This window comes from Bradyrhizobium elkanii USDA 76, from assembly GCF_023278185.1.
In the GTDB taxonomy this organism is placed as follows: Bacteria; Pseudomonadota; Alphaproteobacteria; order Rhizobiales; family Xanthobacteraceae; genus Bradyrhizobium; species Bradyrhizobium elkanii.
Genome location: NZ_CP066356.1, coordinates 7450848 through 7475729, shown reverse-complemented (window position 1 = coordinate 7475729; position 24882 = coordinate 7450848). Strand labels below are relative to the sequence as shown.

The 24882-nt window shown below is 60.3% G+C and carries 20 protein-coding genes and 3 pseudogenes; 12 read left to right on the top strand and 11 right to left on the bottom strand.

Annotated elements, in window-relative coordinates; translation table 11 throughout:
* Positions 1 to 114, bottom strand: a pseudogene (locus JEY66_RS45325) (hypothetical protein); the annotation flags it as partial.
* A gap of 844 nt (positions 115 to 958) precedes the next feature.
* On the opposite strand from JEY66_RS45325, the gene JEY66_RS35425 reads away from it, so the two are divergent.
* Positions 959 to 1165 carry a hypothetical protein gene (locus JEY66_RS35425; RefSeq protein WP_018269959.1) on the top strand — a complete coding sequence of 69 codons (207 nt, stop codon included), beginning with the start codon at positions 959 to 961 and terminating at the stop codon, positions 1163 to 1165.
* 723 nt (positions 1166 to 1888) lie between these two features.
* Here JEY66_RS35425 and JEY66_RS35420 read toward each other — a convergent pair.
* From JEY66_RS35420 to istA, 4 genes and pseudogenes are all read right to left on the bottom strand, one after another.
* Positions 1889 to 2770: a hypothetical protein gene (locus tag JEY66_RS35420; protein WP_125459151.1), complete on the bottom strand. Its 882-nt coding sequence runs from the start codon at positions 2768 to 2770 to the stop codon at positions 1889 to 1891.
* 118 nt (positions 2771 to 2888) lie between these two features.
* Positions 2889 to 3652, bottom strand: a pseudogene (locus tag JEY66_RS35415) (IS5 family transposase).
* A 219-nt stretch (positions 3653 to 3871) separates the two neighbouring features.
* The gene (gene istB / locus JEY66_RS35410; RefSeq protein WP_016842034.1) at positions 3872 to 4681 is read right to left on the bottom strand and encodes an IS21-like element ISBj11 family helper ATPase IstB; all 810 of its coding nucleotides are present in this window, start codon (positions 4679 to 4681) and stop codon (positions 3872 to 3874) included.
* The gene (gene istA, locus JEY66_RS35405) at positions 4678 to 6192 is read right to left on the bottom strand and encodes an IS21-like element ISBj11 family transposase (RefSeq protein WP_026191872.1); all 1515 of its coding nucleotides are present in this window, start codon (positions 6190 to 6192) and stop codon (positions 4678 to 4680) included. Before istA ends, istB begins: the two co-directional genes overlap by 4 nt.
* Positions 6193 to 6640: 448 nt before the next feature.
* Here istA and JEY66_RS35400 point away from each other — a divergent pair, with 448 nt between their 5' ends.
* From JEY66_RS35400 to JEY66_RS35390, 3 genes are all read left to right on the top strand, one after another.
* Complete coding sequence (locus JEY66_RS35400) at positions 6641 to 8095, top strand: amidase family protein (protein ID WP_018269962.1); 1455 nt, start codon at positions 6641 to 6643, stop codon at positions 8093 to 8095.
* Between the two features lie 66 nt (positions 8096 to 8161).
* Positions 8162 to 8653 (top strand): DUF302 domain-containing protein, encoded by a 492-nt coding sequence (locus JEY66_RS35395; protein ID WP_016842784.1) that lies wholly within the window; start codon positions 8162 to 8164, stop codon positions 8651 to 8653.
* Positions 8654 to 8673: 20 nt separating this feature from the next.
* On the top strand, positions 8674 to 9246 hold the full coding sequence (locus tag JEY66_RS35390; RefSeq protein WP_026192331.1) for a TetR/AcrR family transcriptional regulator: 573 nt from the start codon (positions 8674 to 8676) through the stop codon (positions 9244 to 9246).
* 179 nt (positions 9247 to 9425) lie between these two features.
* On the opposite strand, the gene JEY66_RS35385 is transcribed toward JEY66_RS35390, so the two are convergent.
* Positions 9426 to 10043: a hypothetical protein gene (locus JEY66_RS35385; protein WP_016846311.1), complete on the bottom strand. Its 618-nt coding sequence runs from the start codon at positions 10041 to 10043 to the stop codon at positions 9426 to 9428.
* A 542-nt stretch (positions 10044 to 10585) separates the two neighbouring features.
* Here JEY66_RS35385 and JEY66_RS35380 point away from each other — a divergent pair.
* The 3 genes from JEY66_RS35380 (at position 10586) to tnpB (ending at position 13429) form a co-directional block, all read left to right on the top strand.
* Positions 10586 to 12250, top strand: a complete 1665-nt coding sequence (locus JEY66_RS35380; protein WP_018269964.1) for an ABC transporter ATP-binding protein — start codon at positions 10586 to 10588, stop codon at positions 12248 to 12250.
* A gap of 403 nt (positions 12251 to 12653) precedes the next feature.
* Positions 12654 to 13127 carry an IS66-like element accessory protein TnpA gene (gene tnpA, locus JEY66_RS35375; protein WP_026192332.1) on the top strand — a complete coding sequence of 158 codons (474 nt, stop codon included), beginning with the start codon at positions 12654 to 12656 and terminating at the stop codon, positions 13125 to 13127.
* Positions 13124 to 13429 (top strand): IS66 family insertion sequence element accessory protein TnpB, encoded by a 306-nt coding sequence (tnpB, locus tag JEY66_RS35370; protein ID WP_050999495.1) that lies wholly within the window; start codon positions 13124 to 13126, stop codon positions 13427 to 13429. The genes tnpA and tnpB overlap by 4 nt, the downstream gene beginning before the upstream one ends.
* Here tnpB and JEY66_RS35365 read toward each other — a convergent pair.
* The 3 genes from JEY66_RS35365 to JEY66_RS35355 are packed head-to-tail and all read right to left on the bottom strand — an operon-like array spanning position 13417 to position 15834.
* Complete coding sequence (locus JEY66_RS35365; protein WP_233475739.1) at positions 13417 to 13827, bottom strand: hypothetical protein; 411 nt, start codon at positions 13825 to 13827, stop codon at positions 13417 to 13419. The two genes, tnpB and JEY66_RS35365, sit on opposite strands and share 13 nt — an antisense overlap.
* Positions 13820 to 15508, bottom strand: coding sequence for a recombinase family protein (locus JEY66_RS35360; RefSeq protein WP_063710720.1), 1689 nt, complete (start codon positions 15506 to 15508; stop codon positions 13820 to 13822). The genes JEY66_RS35365 and JEY66_RS35360 overlap by 8 nt, the downstream gene beginning before the upstream one ends.
* Entirely contained in the window at positions 15505 to 15834 is a 330-nt protein-coding gene (locus JEY66_RS35355; RefSeq protein ID WP_157183414.1) for a hypothetical protein, read from the bottom strand. The genes JEY66_RS35360 and JEY66_RS35355 overlap by 4 nt, the downstream gene beginning before the upstream one ends.
* 178 nt (positions 15835 to 16012) lie before the next feature.
* Between JEY66_RS35355 and tnpC the strand changes: the two genes are divergently transcribed.
* The 4 genes and pseudogenes from tnpC to JEY66_RS35335 form a co-directional block, all read left to right on the top strand.
* Complete coding sequence (tnpC, locus tag JEY66_RS35350) at positions 16013 to 17569, top strand: IS66 family transposase (RefSeq protein WP_018269968.1); 1557 nt, start codon at positions 16013 to 16015, stop codon at positions 17567 to 17569.
* On the top strand, positions 17566 to 18195 hold the full coding sequence (locus JEY66_RS35345) for a UPF0149 family protein (RefSeq protein ID WP_233475738.1): 630 nt from the start codon (positions 17566 to 17568) through the stop codon (positions 18193 to 18195). Before tnpC ends, JEY66_RS35345 begins: the two co-directional genes overlap by 4 nt.
* 279 nt (positions 18196 to 18474) lie before the next feature.
* Positions 18475 to 20010, top strand: a complete 1536-nt coding sequence (locus JEY66_RS35340; RefSeq protein WP_026192333.1) for a S10 family peptidase — start codon at positions 18475 to 18477, stop codon at positions 20008 to 20010.
* A 336-nt stretch (positions 20011 to 20346) separates the two neighbouring features.
* A pseudogene (locus JEY66_RS35335) lies at positions 20347 to 20535 on the top strand (carotenoid biosynthesis protein); the annotation flags it as partial.
* A gap of 778 nt (positions 20536 to 21313) precedes the next feature.
* Here the strand turns inward: JEY66_RS35335 and JEY66_RS35330 are convergent.
* Positions 21314 to 21574 carry a hypothetical protein gene (locus JEY66_RS35330; RefSeq protein ID WP_125459168.1) on the bottom strand — a complete coding sequence of 87 codons (261 nt, stop codon included), beginning with the start codon at positions 21572 to 21574 and terminating at the stop codon, positions 21314 to 21316.
* A 1219-nt stretch (positions 21575 to 22793) separates the two neighbouring features.
* On the bottom strand, positions 22794 to 24101 hold the full coding sequence (locus JEY66_RS35325) for an MFS transporter (RefSeq protein WP_016846328.1): 1308 nt from the start codon (positions 24099 to 24101) through the stop codon (positions 22794 to 22796).
* A 249-nt stretch (positions 24102 to 24350) separates the two neighbouring features.
* Between JEY66_RS35325 and JEY66_RS35320 the strand changes: the two genes are divergently transcribed.
* Complete coding sequence (locus JEY66_RS35320; RefSeq protein ID WP_157183415.1) at positions 24351 to 24737, top strand: hypothetical protein; 387 nt, start codon at positions 24351 to 24353, stop codon at positions 24735 to 24737.
* Positions 24738 to 24882 lie beyond the last annotated feature (145 nt).

The following is a 24882-nucleotide window of genomic DNA, read 5'->3' as shown; positions in this document are numbered from 1 at the left end:
CTATCGCCGAGCGAGCGGAATGCAGCACCAGTCTTGCCGATGCGCTCGATCAAGCTCATTTAGCTGGCGGGTGCTGCGGCCGAGCCGGTCCAGCCTCGTCACCAGCACCACGTCGCCGGGGTGGAGGCGCTACCATCAACGTGGTGAGTTGTGGCCGATCGGCGCGGCACCGCTGATCATCTCGCGGTAGATCGCGGTCGCCGGCTGCCTTTAGGAGTTGAACTAGCGGATGAGATGTCGATCCTGGATGCTAACGCGGCATATCCGAGAATGGTCATTTGGTGCTTCTACGTCTGCAGAAGCTATCGCCTCGGTGATAATTCGTTTGGGCCATGATTCTTCTCGTTGGCAGTGAGTACCGTGTGGATTTTGTAAGGGCAGCCGCGATCGGGACCTTCGAGCAAGTCTGAGGTGATGGTTGCAGTCAGTGCCGCCGTCGCTGCGCGACGAAGTCGGCCGCGCGCTCAGCAACAATATCGCCCTCGGTGGCAAGTTCTGGTCAGGAATGCAGTCTCGCTGAATTAGCAGTATGCCGCCGTACTTGAACGGGCCGAAGCCATGCGGTGTAGCCTCTAGCGCAGCCGAACAAACGAATGGAATTTCAGCGATCGCGCAGTCGTCGCATCCGTCATAATGAGTTCGCTTGTGCACTCATCAGGAATGTGACTCACCGCCTCGGGCAGCACGCGTCCAGCCTCCAAGCCGTGCAAGTCATTGGGCCGAGACGATGCAGTTACCGCGTTGTCCGATTGCTCAGATCAATGCGGACCGCTTAGAGGCCGGCGAGAAGCCGACCATAAACGGCTTCTCCGAGCAACTCATAACCGAGCCCGCAAAGATGTCCGAACTCATCCATCCCGTAGATAGGCCTGATCAAGAAAATCAATTTTACCACTTGTGGCAACGTCATATATCCATGAGGACGGCTTGGGGCCGATCTTAAGGGAGCGACTCTGGAATGAAAAAATTGCTGTTTGTGACTGCGAGCGCCGCCGCGCTTGCAACGGCGGCAGTGCCGGCCTGTGTTGCTGAAGCCGCCGCTCAACCCGTCGCTGCCAAGGTGCAGGTCGCCGACACGTCATATCCTCAATGCGCGGACGACCCGTTGAATGGTATCTGCGATCTGTTTTTTTGTTTGACCGATCCGGCGTGCGTACAGCACTAACCACCGGATACAAACCAAGCAGAAAATGAGGATCGAGGCCTCGCGGCGCGGCCGCTCGTGGGAACAGCGGCCGCGTCCTCTTGCGTAAAGAAATTTGCGCGCCGCCTCTGAAGCCGTTCCGGTTCCGCCGCTGGAGCATGATCGCAAGGAACGGATGAGGATGTTCCAGCACAGAGTGGCCATCAATGATCATGCAAAAGCACTCCGCGGAGCTGCACGTTATCATCCGAGCGCGGGACGAGAATCTAAAACGATAGCAATCGTTGATTAAATTGAGATCTCGGCTCTCGATATGGAAAGGCCTAGCGACCGCGCGGGGTATCGCAGCTCCGTCAACCGTTAGTAGTCATAGGTCCGACGAAAGCCATTCCAATGCGTTCACCAGGAGAGTTCTTCTGGTGATCTAACGGTAAGTGCAGGCCGAAGAGCCCTGTCCATATCCTTATGGCTTGCCGGGATGCGTGACAGAGTGCGCGCCAGACGGCGCCTCCCTTCGCGAGCGACCCGCCTCCAAAAGACGAATCTATCTAACGGAAAAAGGGCTAAACGGCATGCAACGACAGGGGTAAACGATAACGTCCAGTGTCGCGTTCTCTGCCGATAGCCCCGCGATACACGCCGACACAGTCTAGCTCCATCGTGCCGATGGGCGAGAACGTCCAATTCTCAACCTTTCTTTGATGTAGCAGGTGTTCTAACCGGTGGTTGTTGATGGTGAAGCTCTCAACATAGTTGCCGAACGAAGCGTTCCGCCCACAGGAAGCGAACCAAGGCGCTGGTTGCAGCAACTTGCGTTGTTAATACCCTATTCAAGAGCGCCATAACGGACTCTCGCGAAACCAAGCCGAAGTCGGCCAGGGCGCAAGAGGAAAGCTGCGATGAAATCGTGTCTGCACGAGCCGCAATCGCCTTTGGTAACACAAGCGCGAAAGTCTCCTTTGCATAACCGTGCGGAAACACATCGCAGCGCAGCCGATTACGCAGGTAGGAACGGAATATTTCCTTGCCCGCGCGAAGTGCAAGCGGAAGCTTCGCTGCAGTATTAATCAATCTCGGATCGCCTAGCGGGCGAACGGGCCAAAGTCCTCGCCTTGCGAGTGGACGAGCATGACAAAGGCTTGCGAGCAGAAATGTGGATACGGTCGCGCTAAGCGGCGCGCTGAAAAGGAAGGATGAATGAGCGGCGTCGAGCGCGCGATTTGTCAACAGGCCGTCTGCAAGTTCAACGGCGATCTCCAGGTGACGTGAAGACGAAGATCTTGAGCCGCCCTCCTCGGCGGTGGAGCAAGCGCAAAGCTTGTCGCCGCCTATGCCGGACCAGACGATTTCGTAGCCGTCCGCGCGAAAGCTGTCGCAGAGCGCCTCAAATGCCTCCAGGCAATACTCTGAAGTGAGTGGCAGGCGTCGTTCTGGGGCAAGATCCAGATCAATCGCCGGCATGTGGGTATGCATTTCAAGGGGGTGATCGCGGCAATTCAGTGCGCTCAGAATGCGCGCTCGCCGATCAGACTGCCTGGGGCTGCTCCCGTCGCCCAACAGGATGCCGCCACACCTTACGGTTTTCACGCTTTTGCCAACAGCAATCGCGACCGAAGCCGAATCCATACTTCCGCTCAGCTCCACAGCGCTTGCACAAATGCCCGTTGGCCGCGAGAGCACAACGTCCTGCAAAGTATCCGCAAACTCAAGGAGACCATTGCTCTGCTCCGGCCCAGAGAGCTCGTTAGGGCGTGCACTCATAACGCGCAGCCAGCCATAGGCGGATAGAGGCGAGTTGGACGAAGGCAAGGTAGTTTCCCGCAAGCCTGTCGTAACGCGTCGCCACACGACGACATTGGTTGATCCTGTTGAAGAGCCGTTCGACCTAGTCGCGAGCGCGGTAGAGATAGGAGCTGAAGCAGATCGGATCGCTGCGATTGCGTTTCGGCGGGATGTTGGCCCACGACCCCTTTTTCATGGCAAGCTCTCTTATCCAGTCGGCGTCATAGCCACGGTCGGCAAGCAACATTGACCCGAACTTCAGATGAGAGAGCAGTTGTCCTGCAAGTCGAACGTCGTGGGCCTCGCCGGGGCTCAACGTCAACCGTACCGGCAAACCATTGCTATCGACCACCGCGTGGATTTTGCTCGTCAAGCCGCCGCGCGACCTTCCCATCGATAGGCGCTCGTTCCTTGTGATGCAGGCCCCATGTTGATGCCGCGGACAATCGAGTTGTCGATCATTTGGACAGCGGCATCATGGGCAGCCGCAAGTGCGTCCATGATGCGGCTCCAGACGTCAGCTCGCCGCCACCTAACGAAGCGGTTGTAGCAAGTGGTGTAAGGACCGAACGCCGCCGGCAAATCGCGCCAAGGTGCTCCGGAACGCAAGACCCAGAAGATGCCATTGAGGACACGACGGTCGTTAACCCGAGGAACGCCGCGCGGCTTGTTCGGCAGCATCGGCTTGATGGCAATCCATTCATGATCGGCGAGTTCGTAGCGCATGATTCCAGCCCCCAGTTTGGGAGTTTGAATCACAGGGGGTCTGGCCTGACGCGACGCTTCCGGGCAGGCCCCGGTTGGACGCTTACGTATAGCGCGACGATCTGGGTCGGAAGAGCGCGGCGATCAGGATGGCGAGTCAGTGTCGCGGCGCGATGATGATCGCCGCGATGATTGTCGCGCGCAAGAGTTTTGTTTGCTTTGATTGTCGCGGAGCGTCAATCAAGCGAGCGTTTTTTGTGTCGCGTGCTCCGGTGGCCGCCCTGGACCACGCTTTCGCTCGAGGGCAGTCCGCCTGCGATAGCTCTCGACGTTCATCTCGACGATGGTGGCGTGGTGAACAAGGCGATCGATCGCCGCGAGGGTCATAGCTGGGTCCGGAAAGACCTTGTTCCATTCTCCAAAGGGCTGATTGGCGGTGATCAGCAAAGAGCGTCGCTCGTAGCGTGCGCTGATGAGCTCGAACAGCACACTGGTCTCGGCCTGGTCCTTGGTGACATAGGCAAGATCGTCAAGGATAACGAGATCGAAGCGATCGAGGCGGTTGATGGCACCCTCGAGGTTGAGTTCGCGGCGCGCCACCTGGAGCTTCTGCACGAGATCGGTGGTGCGGGTGAAGAGGACGCGCCATCCGTTCTCGATGAGAGCCAAGCCGATTGCTGCTGCCAAGTGACTCTTGCCGCCACCGGGCGGACCAAACAGCAGCAGATTGGCGCCCTTGTTCAACCAGCCGTCGCCGGCGGCGAGCGCGGTCATTTGCGCCTTGGAGATCATCGGTACGGCTTCGAAGTCGAAGCTGTCAAAGGTCTTTCCGGTGGGCAGCCGCGCCTCGACGAGATGGCGCTCGATGCGGCGACGGCTGCGTTCAGCGATCTCGTGCTCTGCAATGGTGGCGAGGAAGCGCGCCGCCGGCCAGCCTTCCTTATCGGACTGCTCGGCAAATTGCGGCCACAGCACCTTGATGGCGGGCAGCCGCAGCTCGTTGAGCAACAGATTGAGGCGCGCGGTGTCGACTACGTTGGTTGTGCTCATGCGGCACCTCCGATCTCGGCAGTACCGATGAGGCATTCATAGGTGGCGAGCGGTGCGAGGCGCACCACGACGTTCGGCATCTGGGCGGGATCCGGGGCGAAGTGAGTACGTAGCCGGTTGAGGTCGGGCAGCCGGCCGTCGTTCAGGTCGGCCGTGAGCTGATCGGCGAGTTCGGCCTCGCAACCGCGCTCATGGGCGAGTGCGAGGAGATCGACCATGATCCGGCAGGCCTTCTTGTCCGGTAAGCGTTTGCGCAAGACGTCGAAGGCTCGGCGGTAAGCTTCCCGGGGGAACAGCTGGTCGCGGTAGACCAGGTTGAGGAGCGCCATCGGCTTGCGCCGCAAGGAATGGATCACGTGCCGATAATCGACGACCTGATCGTGCTTGCCATTGGGATGCGGCCGCCCGCGCGGCAAGGTGAGGAGATGCGTGCCGCCGACAAACACGTCGAGGTGATCGTCATACAGGCGCACCCGCAGCCGATGGCCGATCAAGCGCGACGGCACCGTGTAGAACACCTTGCGCAAGGTGAAGCCGCCGGACGATGTCACGTGGACGATCACCTCTTCATAGTCCGACGTGCGGCGGTCCGGCAGATCCTGAAGTGCGGTACGTTCGCTGTCGATCCGCTTGGCGTTGCGGGCATTGCGGCGGCTGACGATCTCATCGATGAAGCCACGATAGGCAGCGAGATCGTCGAAGTCGGCGGTGCCACGCAGCAACAGCGCGTCGCCGACCGCCCGCTTGAGATGGCCATGCGAACTCTCGATCGCCCCGTTCTCGTGGGCGATGCCACGATTGTTGCGGGAGGGGCGCATGCCGTAATGGGCACAGAGGTCTTCGTATCGCCGCGTCAGATCGTCTTTGGCGTCGCGGTCGAGATTGCAAAAGGCGGCCGACAGGCTGTCGGTGCGATGCTCCCGTGGCGCTCCACCGAGTGACCACAAGGCATTCTGCAGGCCTTCGGCCAGAGCGATGAAGCTCTCACCGCCGAGCACGACATGGGCGTGCTCAAACCCGGAATAGGCCAGCCGGAAGTGATAGAGACGATGGTCGAGCGGCACGCCCGCGATCGTGACACCCAATTCGCCCATGTCGGTGAAGTCGGACAGGCCGCGCTGACCGGGTTCGTGGGTCTGCCGGAAGATGACCTCCTGCTCCTCGCCGTGGATCGCCCGCCAGGCCCGGATCCGGCGCTCCAGCGTGCGACGGATGCCGGCGCCGAGCTCAGGATGGCGTCGGAGCAACTCCTCGAAGATCGTGACCGGCCGCACACCGGGGGCGGCCTTCAGCATCGGCACGATCTCTGTCTCAAATACGCGGGCCAAGGGATCTGGCCGGCGACGGCCGCGAGGAGCCTTCTTCTGCGACGGAAGGCGTCGATCCTGCTCGATCCGGTAAGCGGTCGAGGTGCTGAACGACGCCTTGGCGGCGGCCACGGGCGGGCTATCGGTCTGACGGTACTTCATGTAGAGCCTCATTTGGTGATCGGTAATGTGTCGGCCTGGCACGCGAGTGATTCCTCTTGGCGGAAGAACCACTTGCATAACCAGCCGGCCGCGATCACCAGTCGGCGCGGTCCGCTGTGGATCGCGCCGACGCCGGGCTCGTAACTCCGGTCGGGCTACGCCCTCCCTGCGTCACGAGCCCGGCGTAGCCCTCTCATCATGGTCGACGCTCCACTTCCATCCTGTTCGCCGCGCGGCACGCTTACGGGGAAGCGGACGTCAGCCAGCCGACTATCTCCGCAGAAACCGTCGAAAATGACCCATTGCAGAAGTCGCTGAACCAATCATTGCTCGCAACCGTCCATCGGCACTTCACGCGCATGTGTCCCCAGCAGGTCGCCACCCCGATTGAATTACGATTGTAATTTAATATTATGACCGTAATGGCATTGAGCTGGACCACCGTTAGGTGGCGGCCGGGTGCCGCCAAACAGCTCCTGGCGAGGATTTCGTGGACGACAAGACAACTGCCTCATCGCGACAAACCGCAGATGTCAGCTCGTTTGGGCTCGCAACCGCTGCAGCAGCGGTTCGCAACGGCGACATCACCTCCGAGGCCTACACGGCGGCTCTTTTACAGCGCGCCCGAGCGCTTGCCGAACTGAACGCCTTCATCACCATCGATGAGGCGGAGGTGCTGGCGGCCGCGAGGGCCGCAGACAAGTTGCGTGCGGCCGGATCGGCGGCCCCGCTCCTTGGCATGCCGCTTGGGGTGAAGGACAGTTATTTGACGAAAGGGCTACCCACCAGTCTGGGAATCGAAGGTCTGGCTCATTTTGTGCCGCGCGAAGATGCCGACGCTGTCCGGGCAATTAAGAAGGCGGGCGCGTTGATTTTCGGCAAGAACAACCTTGTCGAGATGTCTTACGGCTTGACCGGTCACAACGCACGTTATGGTCAGGTGAAGAATCCGCACGCGCGGGATCACATGTCAGGCGGCTCCTCAAGCGGCTCCGCCGCATCCGTGGCTGCTGGACTGGTTCCCGCGTCCTTGGGCGGTGACACCGTTGGGTCCATCCGGGTACCCGCATCGTTCTGTGGAGTCGTGGGCTTCAAGCCAACCACCGGGCGTTGGCCGCGCAACGGCGTTGCTCCGATCTCCCATACACTCGACACGACGGGCGTGTTTGCCCGAAGCGTTGAGGACTGCATTCTGGTTGACCACGTCGTGACTGGCGAACAGGCTGCGGAGTCCTCCGACGGCGACTACGGCTTAAAGGGAGCCCGGCTCGCCTTCGCCCCGCGACAGTTCCTGGATCTGGTTGACCCCGAAGTCGAGTCCCGATTCCGTGCGGTGGTGCGGCAACTGCAGGACGCCGGCGCCGAGGTCGTGGAAATGGACCTTGGCCGCGACTTCAATTCCCTCGTCCAAACGGCAACATGGGGCATCTTCGCTCATGAGACGATGGGCGCGATTTCGGAGTTTCTTCGGCGCCACGCGATTCCGACCGCGTTTGAGGCCATTTACGAAAGCCTTAAGCCTCAGCTTCGGCAGGCGTGGGAGCACATCGTATTGCCAGGTGGTGCAGGTGCTACCTCGGCAGAGGCCTATCAGATGGCGCTCAACGTGAGCCGGCCGGAAATCCAGCGTCGCCTCAACACGGCGTTCGTCGCTCATGGGGCGTGGGTCATTCTGCAACCGACCACGCCCTGCACGGCGCCTTCGATCGGGGAGCAGGCGACCGTCCACATCGCGGGGCAGGACGTCAGCTACCTCGCTCTGGCGAACCACACGGTGTCGGCAAGCAGCGTGGGACTGCCCGGTATCAGCCTTCCTGTCGGCCTGTCTCGCGCGGGGTTGCCGATCGGGCTCGAACTGGATGGCCCTCTAGGAAGTGATCAGCGGCTTCTAAACCTTGCCCGCGGTATCGAAGGCATCTTGGGTGCCAAGTCCGGTTCAACCTAGTGTCGTGGTTGCTTCGCGTCGCGAAGGGGGCCTGCAGACAGCGACAAAAGATTAGAGGATCACCAGATGTCCAATGCACTGCACTCAACGCGTGCCATTCCGGTCGAGTACGTTACCATCCGCTCAACACAGCCCTTCGAGGACGTTCGAGCCAAGCTCGCGACCTTGGCGCGGCGCATCGATGACGGGATATTCACTCTCCTGCGATACGGCGAAAGTGAGCGCGCCCTTCGAGAGTTGGAGGCATCTTCGCCGCTCACCATTTTCGGGCAGGGTGACCACGGCGCGCTCCTAGCTGTTGCTCAGCTGACACGACGATCCATCCAGTTTGATATCGGAAATCCGCTCACCGCGTCCAAGATGACCCGCCATCGATTGTCGGCGGGGCTGTACGCACCCATCCGCGTCCTTCTGCGCGAGGATGAAGATGGCGGTGTCGCGTGTGGATATGATCGGCCGGCATCCCTGTTCAGTCAGTTTGGCAGCGAACATGTGAATGCAGTTGCCCAGCAACGTGATCGCGACCTCCAGGCCCTATTGGAAGCGGCCGCAGCTTAACGGATATCGAAGGAGTGGAGATGCGTTTCGAGAAAGGACACAAGGCCGCGACGCGACGACACATCATCGATGTAGCCTCGAAGTGCATACGCCAAGACGGTATCTCCGCCGCCGGGATCGCCGGGATCATGGGCGAGGCCGGTCTGACTAAGGGCGCATTCTCTCCGCACTTCGGGTCCAAAAACGCACTCGTTCGCGAGGCGCTGGCGAGCGCGCTTAGCGACCAACAACATCGCCTCGATGAGGAACAGCGGCCGGGCCTGTCCCTCGAGGGGGCGATCCGGAGATACCTCAACCGCGCTCACCTCGAAGACCCGGCGGACGGGTGCCCTTCGGCGGCGTTGCTCCCGGAAATCGCACGCCAGCCCCTGTCCACTCGGCAGGACTACGAGAAAGCGCTGCGAAGCTACGTTTCGTCGCTGGCTGCACTACTTCCGGGTGCCGACTCTGCAGCGAGCCGCCGCCGTGCGACCGCCATCTTCGGTCTCATGGTGGGCACTCTCCAGTTCGCGCGGGCCGTCCCCGACACCATCCAGGCAGAGCAGATCCTGGAAGGCGGCGTTGAGGCCGCGCTCCAGTTGGCGAGAGTTTGATCTTGCTAAGTTAGGAACAATGGAGCGGTGCGGGAAGATTTGTCACACAGCCGGAACGAGCCAACACTCCGGACGCCCACTAGTCTGACCGCCGGCAATGTCTCCTTCTGGCCATCGCGACATATTGTGCTGCCGCACGAACTTGGTCGCTATTGGAGCAAAGCGGACGTAGTCACCAGTCACATGAGCCGCCAAGTTTTATAGGTACACGGCCTAGTGAACGGATCTAATGAGCCGTACTCAAAAGAAGTTTCCGACCTGTCGACGTACAAGGTTGCGCCGGCAGTCGGTAAGTTAATCCCCGCGCAGGGCTGCCGCGCAGAGTAAAACGTTCTCATCGACAGGTGATGAGCTATGATCTCTGCATCAATCGCTCGCGATGTACCCAAAAAATCGACGAAATCCCAGGATAGTGTAACCGTACGGGTGCGTTCCTCCACGTGGAAGTAGATCGGCAGGCTGCCGATATGGCCAGCTCGTACCTGCAGGCGCGGACCTCGGCGGGCGGCCTCGATCACGACAAAATCGAGCGGCCAGTGCATGCATTGTTGGTAGCTCTGACGAAGCTGATCCGCAGAAGCGTTAGCTGTGGCGATGGGGTTGGTGCCGAACTCGTCTGCTACTCGTTGACGCTCCCGTATGACGAAGAACCATTGGTCGGAGTTCTTTAGCAACAAGCTCTCAAGGCTCTTATGCTGGAATGGCCGGATGTAGCTTTCACCAATTGCTATTGAGCAGTCTCTGACGGCAGGATCGAAGGTTTTCAGATCACCTATTCTCAGAGTAGCCTTGAGCATTGTTCTTGATACAAACTCGAGCCGCCCCTCGCGTGAGGGGCGGCAACAGAGCGTGAAGAATGATGCAATCAATCTTAAAGCCAGCCCTCCGTGGCACTATCGTTAGGTAGAGGTTCCTTTGGTGTCTTAAATAGTAGGGGGCGGCAGAACCGGTAGAGGAAGTTCAGTTGCATCGGACGCGGGCCGTTTGCGTGTGTCTGCAGTTGCACACTTCATGTCGTGTTCCTTACGGAGCGGGTTCTTGTCGTCTCGGCATCCTATGCTTCAGTAAGAAGCCGGGTAGTGTGGCGCGTCAGTTGTCGGCCACAACACGACGTATTTCATGTGAGACGCCGGGCGACAACCTACCAAGACTGGCGGGGTTGCATGACAGCGCTGGACAGAGCTCATTTGAAGTCCACTGGCGGTTAGCGATAGCAAATTTCGGTGAGCCAGCCATCGAGCATCTTTACGCGAGTTCGTTTGAAATCTAGACCGTGCGACAAGGCCATGCCGCTCTCTGCGCAAAGCAAAGCGCGCCGTTCCCTCGATGTGTCGCAGATATGTCAAAGTACACAGCGTTGTCGCCGATTTCCGAAATCTTGCATGCGTACTGGCGGTCCGATCGGTGCCTGCTTCTCGTCGTTGCCACGGTGGTGCTGATCTCAAGCGCGAGCAGCGTCGTAGCCCCCTATGTATTTTCGTCTCTGATTGATCGTCTGCCGCGCAGTGAAGGCGCGTCGGTGCTCGCCTGGGGACTCGCTGGCTATGCGGTCCTGCTTGGCATTGCTTCCGCATTTCAGCGTATGCTGCAGTATCTTTCCTTTATGACAGCAGAAAACCTAGGCTTCATCGCTGCAACTCGCTTTTTCGATCGAATCCTGAGAAAAACCGCAGCCTTTTTCCTTGAGCACAATCCCGTGGAAATACAGAGTGCGGCCGCGCGCGGCCGCAGCGCGTTGATCACGATGGTCCAGCTTGGAACTACGATCTTCTTCCCTGCTGCAACGCAGCTTTTGCTTACGATCGCTACTCTAGGTGCGCTCGTCAATATTCAGATCGCCGCAATCGTCGTCGCCTATGGGGCTGCCGCGATTACATTGACCTGGAGTTCGACGCGTCGGGCGCGCGTATTTCTGGACCGGGCCGTCGACGCCGGACAAGAGAATGCGCGTTTCGTCGGCAACGTCATGAATGCCATGGACACGTTGCGCCATTTTGGCAGTCATGCCTGGATGAGCCAGCGCTTTACGGTGAAAGCGCGGGAGGTGCGGGATAACTGTCGAGCCTACGTGCTTCAACGACTGCCCTACATCGCCGTGCTCGGCTTAGCCGTCGCGTTACAATTTGCCGTCACTCTTCTCCTTCTGGTTCCCGACTACCAGGCTGGCATGGTCACGATCGGCGACATTGTGCTGTTCAACACGCTTATACTCCAACTCAGTATGCCCTTCGAGATGGTCGCGCGCGCGATCTCGGACGCATCGAGGTCGCGCGCCGACCTCATTCCTCTCACCAGACTGTGGGGCGCACCAGAAGAGCGGCGAACGTCCCATACTCATGATTTCACGCCCTCCGCCGGCCAACTATCTTTCGAGGACGTTGGTTATGCCTACGAAAACGGTCGTGGCGTTACGAACGTCTCGTTTTTGGCTGGACGCGGCGGGATTACTTTTTTGGTCGGCGAAACGGGATCGGGGAAGTCGACAATCTTTAGGCTCGTCCTGAAATCAATCGAGCCGGACTGCGGCCGTATTCTGGTCGATGGAACCGATATAACGGGTATCGATCGCACGGATTGGTATGCTGCAGTTGCTGTCGTGCCGCAGGACGTGACGTTGCTCAATGTGTCGCTGGCCGACAACATTCTGCTAGGTCGGCCCCGCGATGAGGGACGCCTTCGCACCGCGTCGGAAAAAGCCGCTATTCTCCCGTTCATCGAGGCGCAGCCGGAAGGATTTGAAACAACCGTTGGAGAACGCGGTTTGAAGCTTTCAGGCGGGGAGCGCCAGCGTATTGCTATTGCCCGTGCGCTCTATGGCGAGCCGGCGATCCTTCTTCTCGACGAGGCCAGCTCCGCCCTTGACGAGCGAACCGAGCGGGACATCATGGACCATATTCGCAGCCTAGCGGAAGATGTGACCGTGCTGGCGATTACGCATCGCAGAGGCGTCATCTCTACAACCGACGTCGTGGTCGATCTGACCCCCTGCGCTTGTCAGACATAGGCAAGGCGGATGCTCAGCCCGCGCGTCTGCCGGTCTAAGAATGCCGGTTGCGGAATGTCTGCAAGTGAGACGAACCAAGCCATTGCCAACCCGGCCAGCGAATCTGGTGGCCAAAGCTGGACAGAACGGGACGTTCGAGCCGTCACGTCGTCTCGGGAATTCCCTGCCAAGGCTCATGTCAGCCGACCTGCGATTCAAACGCCGCGACACCCGGCCTGGAATAGGCAACAGCCGAACAGCCGGTCCAGTCGAGCTCAATTCGATCTGAGTCAGCCGAGTGATGCATCTGACCCAATATTACCCCACGCTCGTTTGAAAGTAATCGGCATGAGCCCCCCACCTGGGCATCGCGCGAATGAGCTGCGATACAGCCTGGTATGACCTGTTTTTTTGGAGGTGGGCTATGGCAGATGCCATGCATGAAGCCATGCTTGATGCCAGGCAGGAAGGCGGCTCCTATCGTCGGATCGAGGTGATCACGGGGCAGCGTCGGCGACGGCACTGGACGGCGGAAGAGAAGGCCCAGATCGTGGCGGAGAGCTTCGAGGAAGGGGCCAATATTTCCGAGGTCGCTCGGCGCCATGGCGTTGTCCGTGGGCTGCTGACGGTGTGGCGGCGCAAGTTCGCGACGGCAGCGAGCTTTCAGGCGCCAGGCTTCGTGCCGGTCCGGATCGCTTCCGAGAGCGGTCCGGCGACGGCAGACGAACCGGACCGGTTCGCGTCCGCGCATAAGGTGCTGCCGCAGATGGCATCGCCCCCAGGCAAGCTTGGCGGGATGATTGAGATCGAGGTGGGCGGGGCACGCATCCGGGTCGAGCCCGGAGTGGAGCTGGCGACGCTTTCGACAGTGCTATCGGCGCTTCGGGGCATCCGTTGATTGCATTACGGTCTGACCTCAAGGTGGTGCTGGCGGCACAGCCGGTCGACTTTCGCAAGTCGGTGCACACGCTGTCGGCGCTGGTTAGCGAAGCGCTGCGTGCGAACCCGTATTGCGGCGACGTCTTTGTGTTCCGCAGCAAGCGCGTGGACCGAGTGAAGCTTCTGGCGTGGGACGGCAGCGGCATGGTGCTGGTGACGAAGTGGCTGCACCAGGGGCGCTTCACCTGGCCGCCGATCCGCGATGGCGTGGTGCATCTCAGTGCGACGCAGCTCGCGATGCTGCTCGATTACGCATGTTGATGCCCCTCCTCGTGAGGCTCAGTGATTCTGAGATCGAGATGATTGAGCTCATGATTGCGTAGTTTTCGAACAGCCTCAATCACGCGCGACGTGTTGGAGAACAGATGTGCGCCGGAAGGATGACGATCGATCAAAAGGCGCCCTTGCCTGATCTGAACGTAGAGCCAATTCACGGGAATGTTCAATACGCCGGCAAGTTGCTGTGCGCTGAGCAAGTCGGTTGAATGGCGCCATCGTGTACGTTGCTCGGTAAGCCCCTTGAGGCCGGCGTGCAAGCGAATGCGCTGGACGGTGATAGGCAGCACCTTGTCGGGGCAACTTGGTGACCGTTGTCCTTCGCTCGTCAATATGGCAGCGATCTCGTCGTCGTGCATCTTGGCGCGGGCGAGCTCAAGCACGCGTTCTCGCATCTCCGCGCCTTGGGCGAGATCCGCTACTGAGTTGACGCGCATCTTTACCTCGATGTCGGTGACGGCTCCGCCGCGCCAAGACGATCCTCATCCTGACGGCGTCGTGCTCGCCGCGGTCGAGGATCACCTTGTCAATGAGACAGCGCAGCAGCGCCTTGCGTTTCCCGTCGGTCGTGCTCGGGGCCGTCCAGATCTCAGGCAGACGGCCGGAGAGGCGGACGACTTTGTCGTTCAGCGCCTTGTTGCCGACGGTGATCTGAGCGATAGCCTGGGGAGACTTCAAACGGGCCAGGGCCTCCTCTGCCGCTCGAGCATCCTTCAGAGCCGCCTCCCAACGGCGCTCGAGCTCGGCGGCGACGAGCCGGTTGTCGGGATCGACGCGGTTGAACTGACGTTCGGCGAGTGCTGCTTCGTAGCGTCGCCGCTCGAGCTGCTGCTCGGCATTGCTTCGTATTGCTTTGTACGTCTGTTGCTGAGCGCGACGAGCGCACGACAACGCGTCGATCTCGGCCGGCGCCAGCGCTGTAAGGAAGGCTTGCGCCACGGCGGCGTCGACGCGGGGAGCACGGATGTATTGGCACGTCGGCAACCCCTGATGTGAACGCAGGTGATTGCAGACGTACTCGGCGCGTCTCTTGTAGCGCGCGTACATCTTGTGACCGCATCTTCCGCACCTTGCGATGCCTTGCAGCAGTAGTTCGCCCTCACGTGGAGCCCCCCTGGTCTTGTTGCGCATGTATTCTGCTCGGTTGTCGATGACGATGCCCCTGATCTTCTCGTAGCTTTGCCAAGCAATATAGGGAGGATAGCGGTCCTTGACGATGATCCGCCACTGCTCGATCGGCTTCGGCACCTTCGTCGGTAATCTTCCGTCCGACGGTTTGCGCAGTCGTGTCCGTCCGTAAACGAAGGCGCCCGCATAGGCAGGATTCTTCAGAATCGCCGCGACCGCGGATGTCGTCGCCCGCGCCCAATGCAGATCCCCGTGGCGATTGCGGCGCGGCAGCTCCAGACCACGGTGGTTGAACTCACGCATGACCTTGGCAACGGTGCGCAGTTTCAGGAAGGTCTCGAACAGCAGCTCGAGCCGTTCCTGCACCTCCAGGTTCGGGTCCTTGACGACGACGCCAGAGGGATCGCGGACAAGGCCGATCGGTAAGGTGAGCGCAAGCTCACCGCGCTCCGCCTTGGCAAGAAGACCAGCCGTCAATCGACTACGTATCGTATGGAGCTCGAGCTCCGATATCGTCCCCTTTAGGCCGAGCAGCAGTCGGCCATTGGCGCTGCCAGGGTCATAGACGCCATCACGGTCGGCGATGAGGCAGCCGTGCAGCCCGCAGATATCGAGCAGCGGATACCAATCCGAGCAGTTGCGGGCGAGACGCGTCACGTCGATCGACAGGATCAGACCAACCTCGTTAAGACCAACACGTCCGACCAACTCCTTGAAGCCGCTGCGCTGAGCCGCCGACGCCCCACTGATGCCAAGATCAGCGTCGATGACGTCGATGCCAGCTTCGTGCCAGCCGAGCTCGATGGCGCGTTGGCGAAGCGCGTATTGCAATCGTAGGCTCTCTTGGTTGGTCACAACCTGGTGGGTCGTCGACTGCCGGATGTACACGACCGCGCGTCGCGCCAGGTGTATCGGCTTGACCAGCTCGGATTTCATGACTTGCCTCCGCCAGCACTGCGGCGACCTCGTTGACGATTTGGCGCTGCAGTGCCGTTGACAGCGTGGCCCAAAGGTCTTTCGGATCGATCGGCATCGTGTTCGAGCTGCTCAACCAGAGAGATCAGATCGTGTAGTGCCTCGACGCTCAGCTTCGTTCGATTCTCCATCGACATCTGTGGTTCGGTCGCCACGACCGGAATCAAAAGGCTGGCACCGTCTCGATATTCGACCTCGTACGAAAGCGGGAAGCCCCCGCCACGATGAACCGAGCGGCGAATGACGCGGAACGTGCGGCCGAACAGCGGATGCGTCGGTTCGCACACTGTAACTTCGATGGCAGGTGATTCGTCAGACTCCCCAGAGGGGATATTTCGATGTGCCCTCGCTCGACGGGCTGGAGTGGACGCGTGTCTCACCCAAGCCTGTGAAGCAGCCGGCCGTTGTCGGCTGAGAGGCGAAGATTTTGCTGGAGCCTGTGATGCGCGGATATATCGTTCGATCATGGCGATTCGCCCCGAAGCTCTTCCGACCGACGCAGCGGCTCTGACCGAGATGGTGCTCGCGCTTGACGCCGAGAACGAGAAGCTGCGTGTGGCGATGCAGACGCTGAAGGAGATGATCTTCGGCAAGCGCTCGGAGCGGCTGGTGGCGATCGTGGCCGAGCAGCTCGCGCTCGAACTGGACGATCTCGCGACCGGCGTCACACCACCTGCGTCAGCCAACGACGATCTACCTGCGACGAAGCCGGCTGGGAAGCCGCGCAAGAAGGCGAGGCGCAACATCGGTGCGTTGCCCAAGCATTTGCCGCGCTGCGAGCAGGTGCTCGAGCCGGACACGACAGCGTGCCCGTGCTGTCAGGGCGCTCTGCACAGGATCGGCGAGGATGTGAGCGAGGTGCTGGACGTGATCCCGGCGATCCTGCGGGTACTACGCACGGTTCGTCCCAAATACGCCTGCCGCGGTTGCACCGACGGCGTGGTCCAGGCGAAGGTGCTGCCGCGTTTGGTTGAAGGCGGAATGGCATCGACGGCACTCGTGGCTCACGTGGTGGTCTCGAAGTTCGCCTGGTATCTGCCGCTGTACCGCCAAGTGCAGATCCTGGCTGGCCAGGGCATTCATCTCGACCGCGCAACGCTCGCCGGCTGGGTGAAGCGTGCGGCATGGTGGCTCAAGAGCCTTTATGAGCTTCAGCTGCGGACGATCCAGGCTTCGCCGCGGCTGTTCTGCGACGAGACGCCGATGCCGGTGCTCGATCCCGGACGACATCGCACTCGTATCTGCCAGTTCTGGGCGCATGCGATGGATGATCGCCCATGGGGCGGCCCATCGCCGCCGGCGGTCGCCTATGTGTTTGCCGATGGCCGCGGCACCGAGGAGATCGCCGGGCAATTGACCGGCTTCTCCGGCATTCTGCAGGTGGATGGCTATGCCGCCTACAAAGCGCTTGCCCGCGGTCATGGCGGCGCGATCCAGCTCGCTTTTTGTCTCGCCCATGCCCGACGCAAATTCGTCGAAGTGTACAAGACGATGCAGTCGCCGTTCGCTCACGAAGTGATCGAGCGCCTGCAAGCGGTCTACGCCATCGAGGCCGAGATCCGCGGCTCGAGCGCCGAACAGCGGCTTGCCGCCCGCCGCACCAGGGCCGCACCGCTGATGGAGGTGCTGAAGGCGCGACTGAGCTCGATGCTCGACCAGCTGTTCTCCCAGTCGAAGCTGGCGGAGGCTATCAACTATACGCTCAATCACTGGGATGGGCTGACGCTGTTTCTCCGCGACGGCCGCGTTGAGGTCGACAGCAACACTGTCGAGCGTTCAATGCGCCCGATTGCGATGGGAAGGCGGAACTCATTATTCAGCGGCAGCGAGAGCGGTGCTGAGAGCTGGGCAATCCTCGCATCGCTGGTCAATACGGCAAAGCTCCATGAACTCGATCCGCAGGTCTATCTGGCCGATGTGCTGGAGCGCATCATCTCCGGCCAGACCAAGAGCCACCAGTTGCGCGAACTTCTCGCCTGGAACTGGAAGGCCCGCGAGCTCAGCGCACGGGAGGCTGCATGAGCCGGCGCCGCCATTCATCATCATCTTCATCATCGATGGCGGCAGCCGCGATGCCGCTCGACGAACTTGAGCCTTGGCTGCAGGCTCGCGCCGCGCAGCATCCCATCGCCACGAGTCTTCCTATGCTCGACGGCTATGTCGCCGCGATCGTGGCCGGGCCGGTGTCGATAAGTCCGCCCGACTGGATCTGTCCGTTACTCGCCATCGACGCCGATGCGTTCAACCATGGCGGCACGCCTGAGTTCGCTGCGATTTCGGCCGTCGCGCTGCGCCACAACGACATTAGTAACGTTCTTTCCACCGCGCCACATCGGTTCGCGCCCACCCATGCCCGCAAGCCGAATGGCGACGTTGATGCGCGGCCGTGGTGCCAGGGATTCCATGCCGCCATGCGGCTGAGACTATCGGCATGGACCCCGCTGCTCGACATCCGCAACATAAACCACGGCTTGCTCCTGCCCATCCTGCTGCATTGCGTCGACGATCAGGGGCGTCCACTGCTTGGACCACCAAGGAAAGGCCGCGAGACCGAGGAATTCCTGCGCAACGCCCATACCGACATTCCGGACGTCGTCGAGGCCATGCGCCAGTACTGGATGCCGACCCGCTACGCTCGCGCGCGCTGATCACTGCAGACGTGGGAGTTCATGCCGGTTACGTTTGAAAAGCCGCTCAAGAGGGGAAAATGAGGGATTAGTACAAGTGGAAAGAGATCGACTTCAATGGACTGCGGATGCTGTTAGGCCGCCCAGCTTCCGGAAGAGGAAATCCCATTCCAGTTCGCGGCACGGTGGTCGTCCCTACTGGATCTAGTGGGTTTGTAGTTGCCCGGCATGAGCTACTGGTAAGGCCGTTTTGACGGCATGTCTCGCGTACCAAGGTGCGCGCCGGACCAGGAAAACCCGATGCAGCTGATCGCACTGTACCGTACTTCTCTTGCACTGATCCTGTTTGCCTGCGGGGTAATTGGGAGCGCGCAAGCCGACGATCCACAGCGGCCCGCCCAGGTCACGATGCGGTCCGGCCAAAAGAGTGGCGCTGGCCAAACGAGTATGCCGTCTGCTGCTGAGCCGCATCGCCTGCCGCCGGACTCCAGCACCGGACACACGCTTGAGCTCCCTGGACGGACGCTTGCCTTCGTCGCGACCGCCGGCTCCATCCGGTTGTTCGACGACAAGGGCGAGCCGCAGGCTGACATCGTCTATACCTCCTATCAGCTCGACGGCACCGATCGCGGCATGCGCCCGGTAACATTCTTTTTCAACGGCGGACCGGGCTCATCATCGGCCTGGCTGCAGCTCGGCAATGCGGGACCGTGGCGGCTGCCGATCAATGCTGACGAGGTCACGCCATCGACATTTCCGGAGGCGAGGCCAAACGCGGAAACGTGGCTCGATTTCACCGATCTGGTGTTTCTCGACCCGGTCGGCACCGGCTACAGCCGTTTCGTGGGGACCAGCGATGACGCGCGCAAGCGGTTCTTCTCCGTTGAGGGCGACGTCAACTCGCTCGCGCTGGTGGTCCGCCGTTGGCTCGAAAAGCATGACCGGCTGTTGTCGCCGAAATACATCGTAGGTGAAAGCTATGGGGGCATTCGCGGGCCAAAGGTTGTGCACCAGTTGCAGATGCGGCAGGGCATAGGTGTCAAGGGGCTGATCATGGTCTCGCCAAGATTCGACTCCAGCCAGTTTGCCCACACGAGCCTGCTGCAGTACGTCGCAAGACTGCCGAGCTATGTCGCTACCCTGCGTGAAGCAGAAGGTCCGGTAAAGCGAGCCGATCTCGCCGACGTGGAAGCTTATGCACGCGGGGAGTATCTGGTCGACCTCATCAAGGGCCAGGCGGACAAGGAAGCAACCATGCGTCTGGCCGATAAGGCTGCGGCGCTGACCGGCATCGACCAAGCGGTGAGTCGCCGGCTCGCGGGCCGCCTCGACCTAGCCGAATTCCGCCGTGAATTCGATCGTAAGAACGGCAAGCTCATCGGCAATTATGACGCCTCGGTGCATGGCATAGATCCATATCCGGAGTCGGATCTTCACCTTTCCGGGGATCCCTCGAGCGATACACTACTGGCGCCTCTGACCAGCGCCACTGTCGATCTCCTGACGCGCAAGCTTAACTGGCGGCCCGACGGCTCCTATGAGCTATTGAACGGCACCGTCGTCCAATCTTGGGACTTCGGCCGCACCCCACCCGAGTCGCTCTCGGAGCTACGCCAAATCCTGGCAACGGATCGGAGCATGAAATTGCTGGTCGGGCACGGCCTGTTTGACCTCGTCACGCCGTATTTCGAATCACAAATCCTGCTCGATCAATTGCCGCCATTTGCCTCGGCTCCGCGCGTCAAACTTGTCGTTTTTCCCGGCGGCCACATGTTCTATTCGCGGGACAGTTCGCGTCAAGCGTTTCGTACAGAGGTCGAAGCGATGATGAAGTAGTGCCGGCGACGAACTTGATCACAAGCAAGCTCGTGTTCCGGCGCGCGCAGTCACATTCTCTCAGCGAGTGCAGAAGAAGTCCTAGCGCCCGCTTCGAGGCGCGAGACGCCGGCTACGATTCGTCGTGTGCGCCGTCACTTACGATGGGGCAAACACAACGAGACGAGACGGTATTTCGGACAACAGGCTCTGGACAGGAGATTGCACTTTGGGCTTCTATCGCCAGCATTCTCGCAGCCGCAATCGGTTTTTCCTGGAATGCAAATCCGCTCGCGCAAGCGTTCGCGGCGATCTTCATCGCCTGCGCGCTGATCCGCCGCTCTTGCCTATGGTCCGCGCCGAGCCTCAATCCTGTTTGCATCGTGCAGCTCGATTGCGCTCACGATGGAAAGCCTTGGCATCGCTACGGGCTTTCCCTTCGGCAGCTATCATTTCGAGCTGGGCGCGGATTTCCCCCATATCGGCCTCGTTCCACTCATCATCGGACCGTTCTGGTTCGGGCTGGCTATTTTTCGTGGACAGTGACGCCGATCCTACTTGATGGCGCCGATCGTCAGCTCGATCGGCCTTTCAACTGATCGCTCTGGCCAGTCGTCGCTGGGTTCGTCGTGAGCCAATTGGACAAATTGACCATCGCGCTCGCGGAAAAGTTCGGGCCCGGGGTTTTGTTTTGGCGCCGTCAAGCGACGGGATGGCTAACGGGATCCCCCCGGGGCCGGGACTCGGGCGGACACGGCCTGCGAGCTTGTTCCAAGCAGGATTGGACATGAGGCGCACTTCTGTCCCTGCAGGTTTTTGGAAGACACCCAGATCGATATTCTCGGCAAATGCCTTCCTTGAAGAAAATGCGGCTGCTGTGCGAGCAATGCGAAATGGCCCAGTTCAGGCGGCGGCCCTATTGGCTTGTCGGATGCGGTGCAAGCTGGCTTCAACGCTTCCGCGTCGCGAGGATTCGAGCCATGAAGAAAATTCTCGATCTGGCGTCCATTCACCCAGCATCGCTCCAGAGCGAGATGAGAACCGTCTTGCACAGCACTTTCTTACATCACGGCGGCTCCGTGTCGTAAATGACACCTACTAGGCGTCGCCATTGATATCAGGTCAGCTTGAGTCGCGCGGTTCGCAGGATGCGGCCAATGCGGATTTTACGACTCCTCCCTGCCTTCAGGCGTCCTGGCGAATCCTGCTGTGTGCGAATACGAACTCGTCCGTGCATCGAGCGAGCGTCGTAAGCATTGCGGCGATAGCGGCTGTGAAGATCCTGTCTCTTCGGGCTGGGTGCAGAGCTAGATGTTTGTGCCAGTCAGTTTTCTTCTTCATTGGCTGGCCGGGCCTCCAGGTCCTTCGCGGGAGAGTCTTCAGCAGGCCGCGCTTTCTTGTGCCGCTTTTTGGCGCTCGGGGATTTTGGCGGCTCGCTGGATCCGGACACATCTTCTTTTGCTTGCACTGCGTGGCGTCGCTCGGGACCTCGGCGCCGGACTATGCCGATGAGGCCGACAAGCACCAGCGCGAGGCCGGCAGCGATCACGAGAACCGGGACTGCGTTTGCCCAATCGAGGCTCAAGGATTTGACCCTTACTGGATTGCGGGCGCCAACCGAGCACCATGGACGAAGGACTAAGTTTGGTCGTTGCCCTGAGTATTCGTCAGGCTCTCTTTTATGTGTTCAGCCTGTTCCCTTGTCAGTTTCTCGGCCAGGTGGCTGTCCTTTATCAGCGCTGGTCCCTTGCGTTCTCGATCATAAACCATCCAGCCAGAGGTCCCCATTCGAACGATAAATCTGGCCTGCGCAGGCGTTCCAAAATTCACTGGTTCTCTCTGTAAGCCTTGCAACCCATCAATTAGGCTCGCCATCGGCATGCAAGTCAATTGTACTATGTGAATCTGCGCATTCGGATTGAGCGAGCAGTCTCCAGACGTTCGTTGCATCCGTCATTCCTTGAAATTCCGCGCCGGCTTGGAACGTCCTGCCGATCGATCCAATGAACGAGAATGGTCAAAGGACTTAGATTGCACGTGGCGTTCGCGGTCGATGCGGCAAGAGCCGCGCGGGTTACCCATGAATTCACCAGCCATAGTGCCATAGTGACGAAGAGGCCAAGAAGCGGGCCGAGGGGTATTTAGATGCCCACGATGTCCTCGAGACTAGGATCGACCATAGGTTGGTCGGCAGCCTGAAGTGTGGCTAGGTGGCCGGTCAATCGCCCTGCTACCGTCACGCCTTACCCCGTCTGGACTTGAAAAGCGGCCGCCCTCGCGAATTCCCTCGAGCTCCTTTTGCTGGAAGCTGTTGGAAGGCCATGCAAGCCGAGTATGAGGTGAGCTGGAAACCGAGTTTCTGGCTAGCTGCCGTGGCTAAGCTGCGGGCCGGAACTTCTGATGACACGATCCTGTCAATGAACCAGGCACAGGGCAGGCGTCGCGACATGTAACCGGAGCTCCTTGGTGAAATCGACCTTGCCAGGACCGTCTTTGAGCACGCTGAGAACCGCGGCGCGAACCTAGGCTTGGTGCTTCGGACAAGCCGGGCGTCCTCGCTTCTCAGCTCCGGGCGCTTCGTCGATCGCGTCGTGTTCAGCGCTGCGAGCGCCCGACAGTCTGATGAAGCCGGTGACCATCGACGCGATCCCGGGCGCTGTCGGAGCCATCCGTTCTGTCGGTGCTGTCGATGGCCGCGCGAACGACCACGTCGAACGCGGGGCCCTACATTCTTGCTGACCGGCGCGAGCGCGATATCAGGCGGCAGAGAGCCGCGACCAAATTGTCCAGTGCTAGGACGGACGTTACCTGAGCGCAGCGCTCCGAATCTTGAGCGGCGCAGTCTCAGGAATCAAGAGCATGGCACAGAGCCCGGCCGCGCTCGCGACAAGCATGTACCAGGCCGGCGCCAGCGCGCTCCCGGTCAGGTGGATCAGCCAGGTGACGATGGGTTGGGCTGTACCTCCGAAGATCGCAATGGCGAAGGCGTAGGTCGTCGCGAAGGCGCCGCCACGAATGTTCTTGGGCAAACCTTCGGCCATGCTCACATAGAAGGCGCTATACGGAATCGTTCCGATCATGGTGAGCGCGCCGAGGCCTCCGAGAAGTGCGAGAGCACTGCGGCTCTCCGAGATCCAGAAGAACACTGGATAGGTCATCAGCAACGCCGCGATCTGCGGCCAAATCATGATGTGCCGGCGGCCCGCGCGGTCTGCGAGCCAGCCGCCCAGCAGTGCGGCGGCAATTCCTACCGTATTGCAGATGAGTGTGGCGCCAAAGGCGAGAGGCGCGGAAACCTGCAAGGTGTTCAGCGCATAGGTGGTCATATATCCCGTGACGTAAGTGATGATCGTGCAGCTGGCCAAAATGACAAATCCCAGACTCATGATGCGGCGAGCGGCAGGCTGCCTGCTTACAGGCTGAACGCCGGGAGCCGGCGTGTCGGGGCGATGCAACGTTTCGGGCAGGGCGCTCCGCAACCAGAGTCCGAACGGCAGCGTAGCGGCGCCGAGCAAAAGCGCGATCCGCCATCCGTAAGCACTGAGCGCCTCGCTTGTCATGGTCAGGGAGAGTATTTCTCCCACAAGCGCTCCGGCCGTCGCGGCAATCTGTTGGCTGGCAGGCTGGAACGAAACAGCAAGACCGCGCCGTTCGGCCGGGGCCGTTTCCATCAAATAGGCAGTCGTCGGACCAACTTCACCGCCCAGTGCGAAGCCCTGCACCAAACGTGCGAAAATCACCAGTAGCGGCGCGGCAATTCCTATTGTCTCGTACGAAGGCGTCACCGCCAACAAAAGGACTGCGGCGCTCATCATTGCAAAGCTCGCGGTCATGGCGGGTCGGCGGCCGGCTCGATCCGAGTACGAGCCGAGCACGATGGCCCCGATCGGTCTGGTCACAAAACCAGCGCCGAAGGTTGCGAGCGACAGCATGAGGCTGGCGAACGGGTCGCTTGCCGGGAAGAACGTCTGACCGATCTGGATAGCGAAAAAGCTATAGGTCCCAAAGTCGTAGAATTCGAGAATATTGCCGATGGTTGCGCCCAACACGGCGCGGCCGGTCAAGCGTTCGTCTGCCGGAACAAGGACCGCCTCCGGCTTCTTTCGAGTCATTTGTCCGGCCAATCTCGGTCCGTCTGAAGCGCGATGGCTGGCCTGAGCATTTCGATCGGTGAGGTCGCGCCACATTGCACTTCACCTACTCTATACGCCGTCTGGTTGAGGTGGTCGGCTCCGCGTCTTGGTGCTCTGCATGTGCCTGACGCATGCCGGACCGAAGCTCACGACGGTGAGTGCAATAAAAATGCCCGCCCCTCGCAACCCCATTCAAAACTTGAACTGATCGCGGCAATCGCAGCAAGCATGAATGAACGAACATTCCAACTGCCGGGGGGCGCTCCAGTGCAGTGGCGAGTTTGCGACAACAATGGCCGTCGCCGAACATTGCAGTGCCTGTTTTTCACGCGAAGGGCCGTCGTGCATGTTGCTGCGTTCAACTGGTTGCGCACGGCGGACGCATCAGGCGATTTGGCCCAACTTTTGCTCCGCTGCTTGTTGGTTGCGCGCAGCCGCCGCCTCGTCGGATTGGGTCTGCTGCAGAATGCAGGACCTTCGTGCGATCAAAAGGCAATAGGAGTTCGCATTGCTAACGGCACCATGAAATCGATCGACATAGGCGCGGCACCGCAGGCGGGCGGTCATATTCGGTCTGACGAGCAGCGCTCGGCGGGTCGCAAATGGCAAGCGTGATGTGCCAGAGTCTGAGCTCCAGGAATTTGAAATCAAAGTCACCAGCAATGGGGACACACCTCCTTGAGCGGACTTGGTTTCAATCAAAGCCGATCCAGGGAAATGGCTTTCCTTTCGTATTGAAGTGCTGCCGTCAGGTATCGCG

Excerpts from the sequence above, each read along its gene's own strand:
- JEY66_RS35390 (WP_026192331.1), top strand. The coding sequence starts at position 8,674 with ATGCGTTTCGAGAAAGGACACAAGGCCGCGACGCGACGACACATCATC.
- JEY66_RS35380 (WP_018269964.1), top strand. The coding sequence starts at position 10,586 with ATGTCAAAGTACACAGCGTTGTCGCCGATTTCCGAAATCTTGCATGCG.
- JEY66_RS35340 (WP_026192333.1), top strand. The coding sequence starts at position 18,475 with ATGCAGCTGATCGCACTGTACCGTACTTCTCTTGCACTGATCCTGTTT.
- JEY66_RS35420 (WP_125459151.1), bottom strand. The coding sequence starts at position 2,770 with ATGGATTCGGCTTCGGTCGCGATTGCTGTTGGCAAAAGCGTGAAAACC.
- istB (WP_016842034.1), bottom strand. The coding sequence starts at position 4,681 with ATGAGCACAACCAACGTAGTCGACACCGCGCGCCTCAATCTGTTGCTC.
- JEY66_RS35325 (WP_016846328.1), bottom strand. The coding sequence starts at position 24,101 with ATGACTCGAAAGAAGCCGGAGGCGGTCCTTGTTCCGGCAGACGAACGC.
- JEY66_RS35320 (WP_157183415.1), top strand. The coding sequence starts at position 24,351 with ATGAATGAACGAACATTCCAACTGCCGGGGGGCGCTCCAGTGCAGTGG.
- tnpA (WP_026192332.1), top strand. The coding sequence starts at position 12,654 with ATGGCAGATGCCATGCATGAAGCCATGCTTGATGCCAGGCAGGAAGGC.
- JEY66_RS35385 (WP_016846311.1), bottom strand. The coding sequence starts at position 10,043 with ATGCTCAAGGCTACTCTGAGAATAGGTGATCTGAAAACCTTCGATCCT.
- JEY66_RS35395 (WP_016842784.1), top strand. The coding sequence starts at position 8,162 with ATGTCCAATGCACTGCACTCAACGCGTGCCATTCCGGTCGAGTACGTT.
- JEY66_RS35360 (WP_063710720.1), bottom strand. The coding sequence starts at position 15,508 with ATGAAATCCGAGCTGGTCAAGCCGATACACCTGGCGCGACGCGCGGTC.
- tnpC (WP_018269968.1), top strand. The coding sequence starts at position 16,013 with ATGGCGATTCGCCCCGAAGCTCTTCCGACCGACGCAGCGGCTCTGACC.
- JEY66_RS35345 (WP_233475738.1), top strand. The coding sequence starts at position 17,566 with ATGAGCCGGCGCCGCCATTCATCATCATCTTCATCATCGATGGCGGCA.
- JEY66_RS35425 (WP_018269959.1), top strand. The coding sequence starts at position 959 with ATGAAAAAATTGCTGTTTGTGACTGCGAGCGCCGCCGCGCTTGCAACG.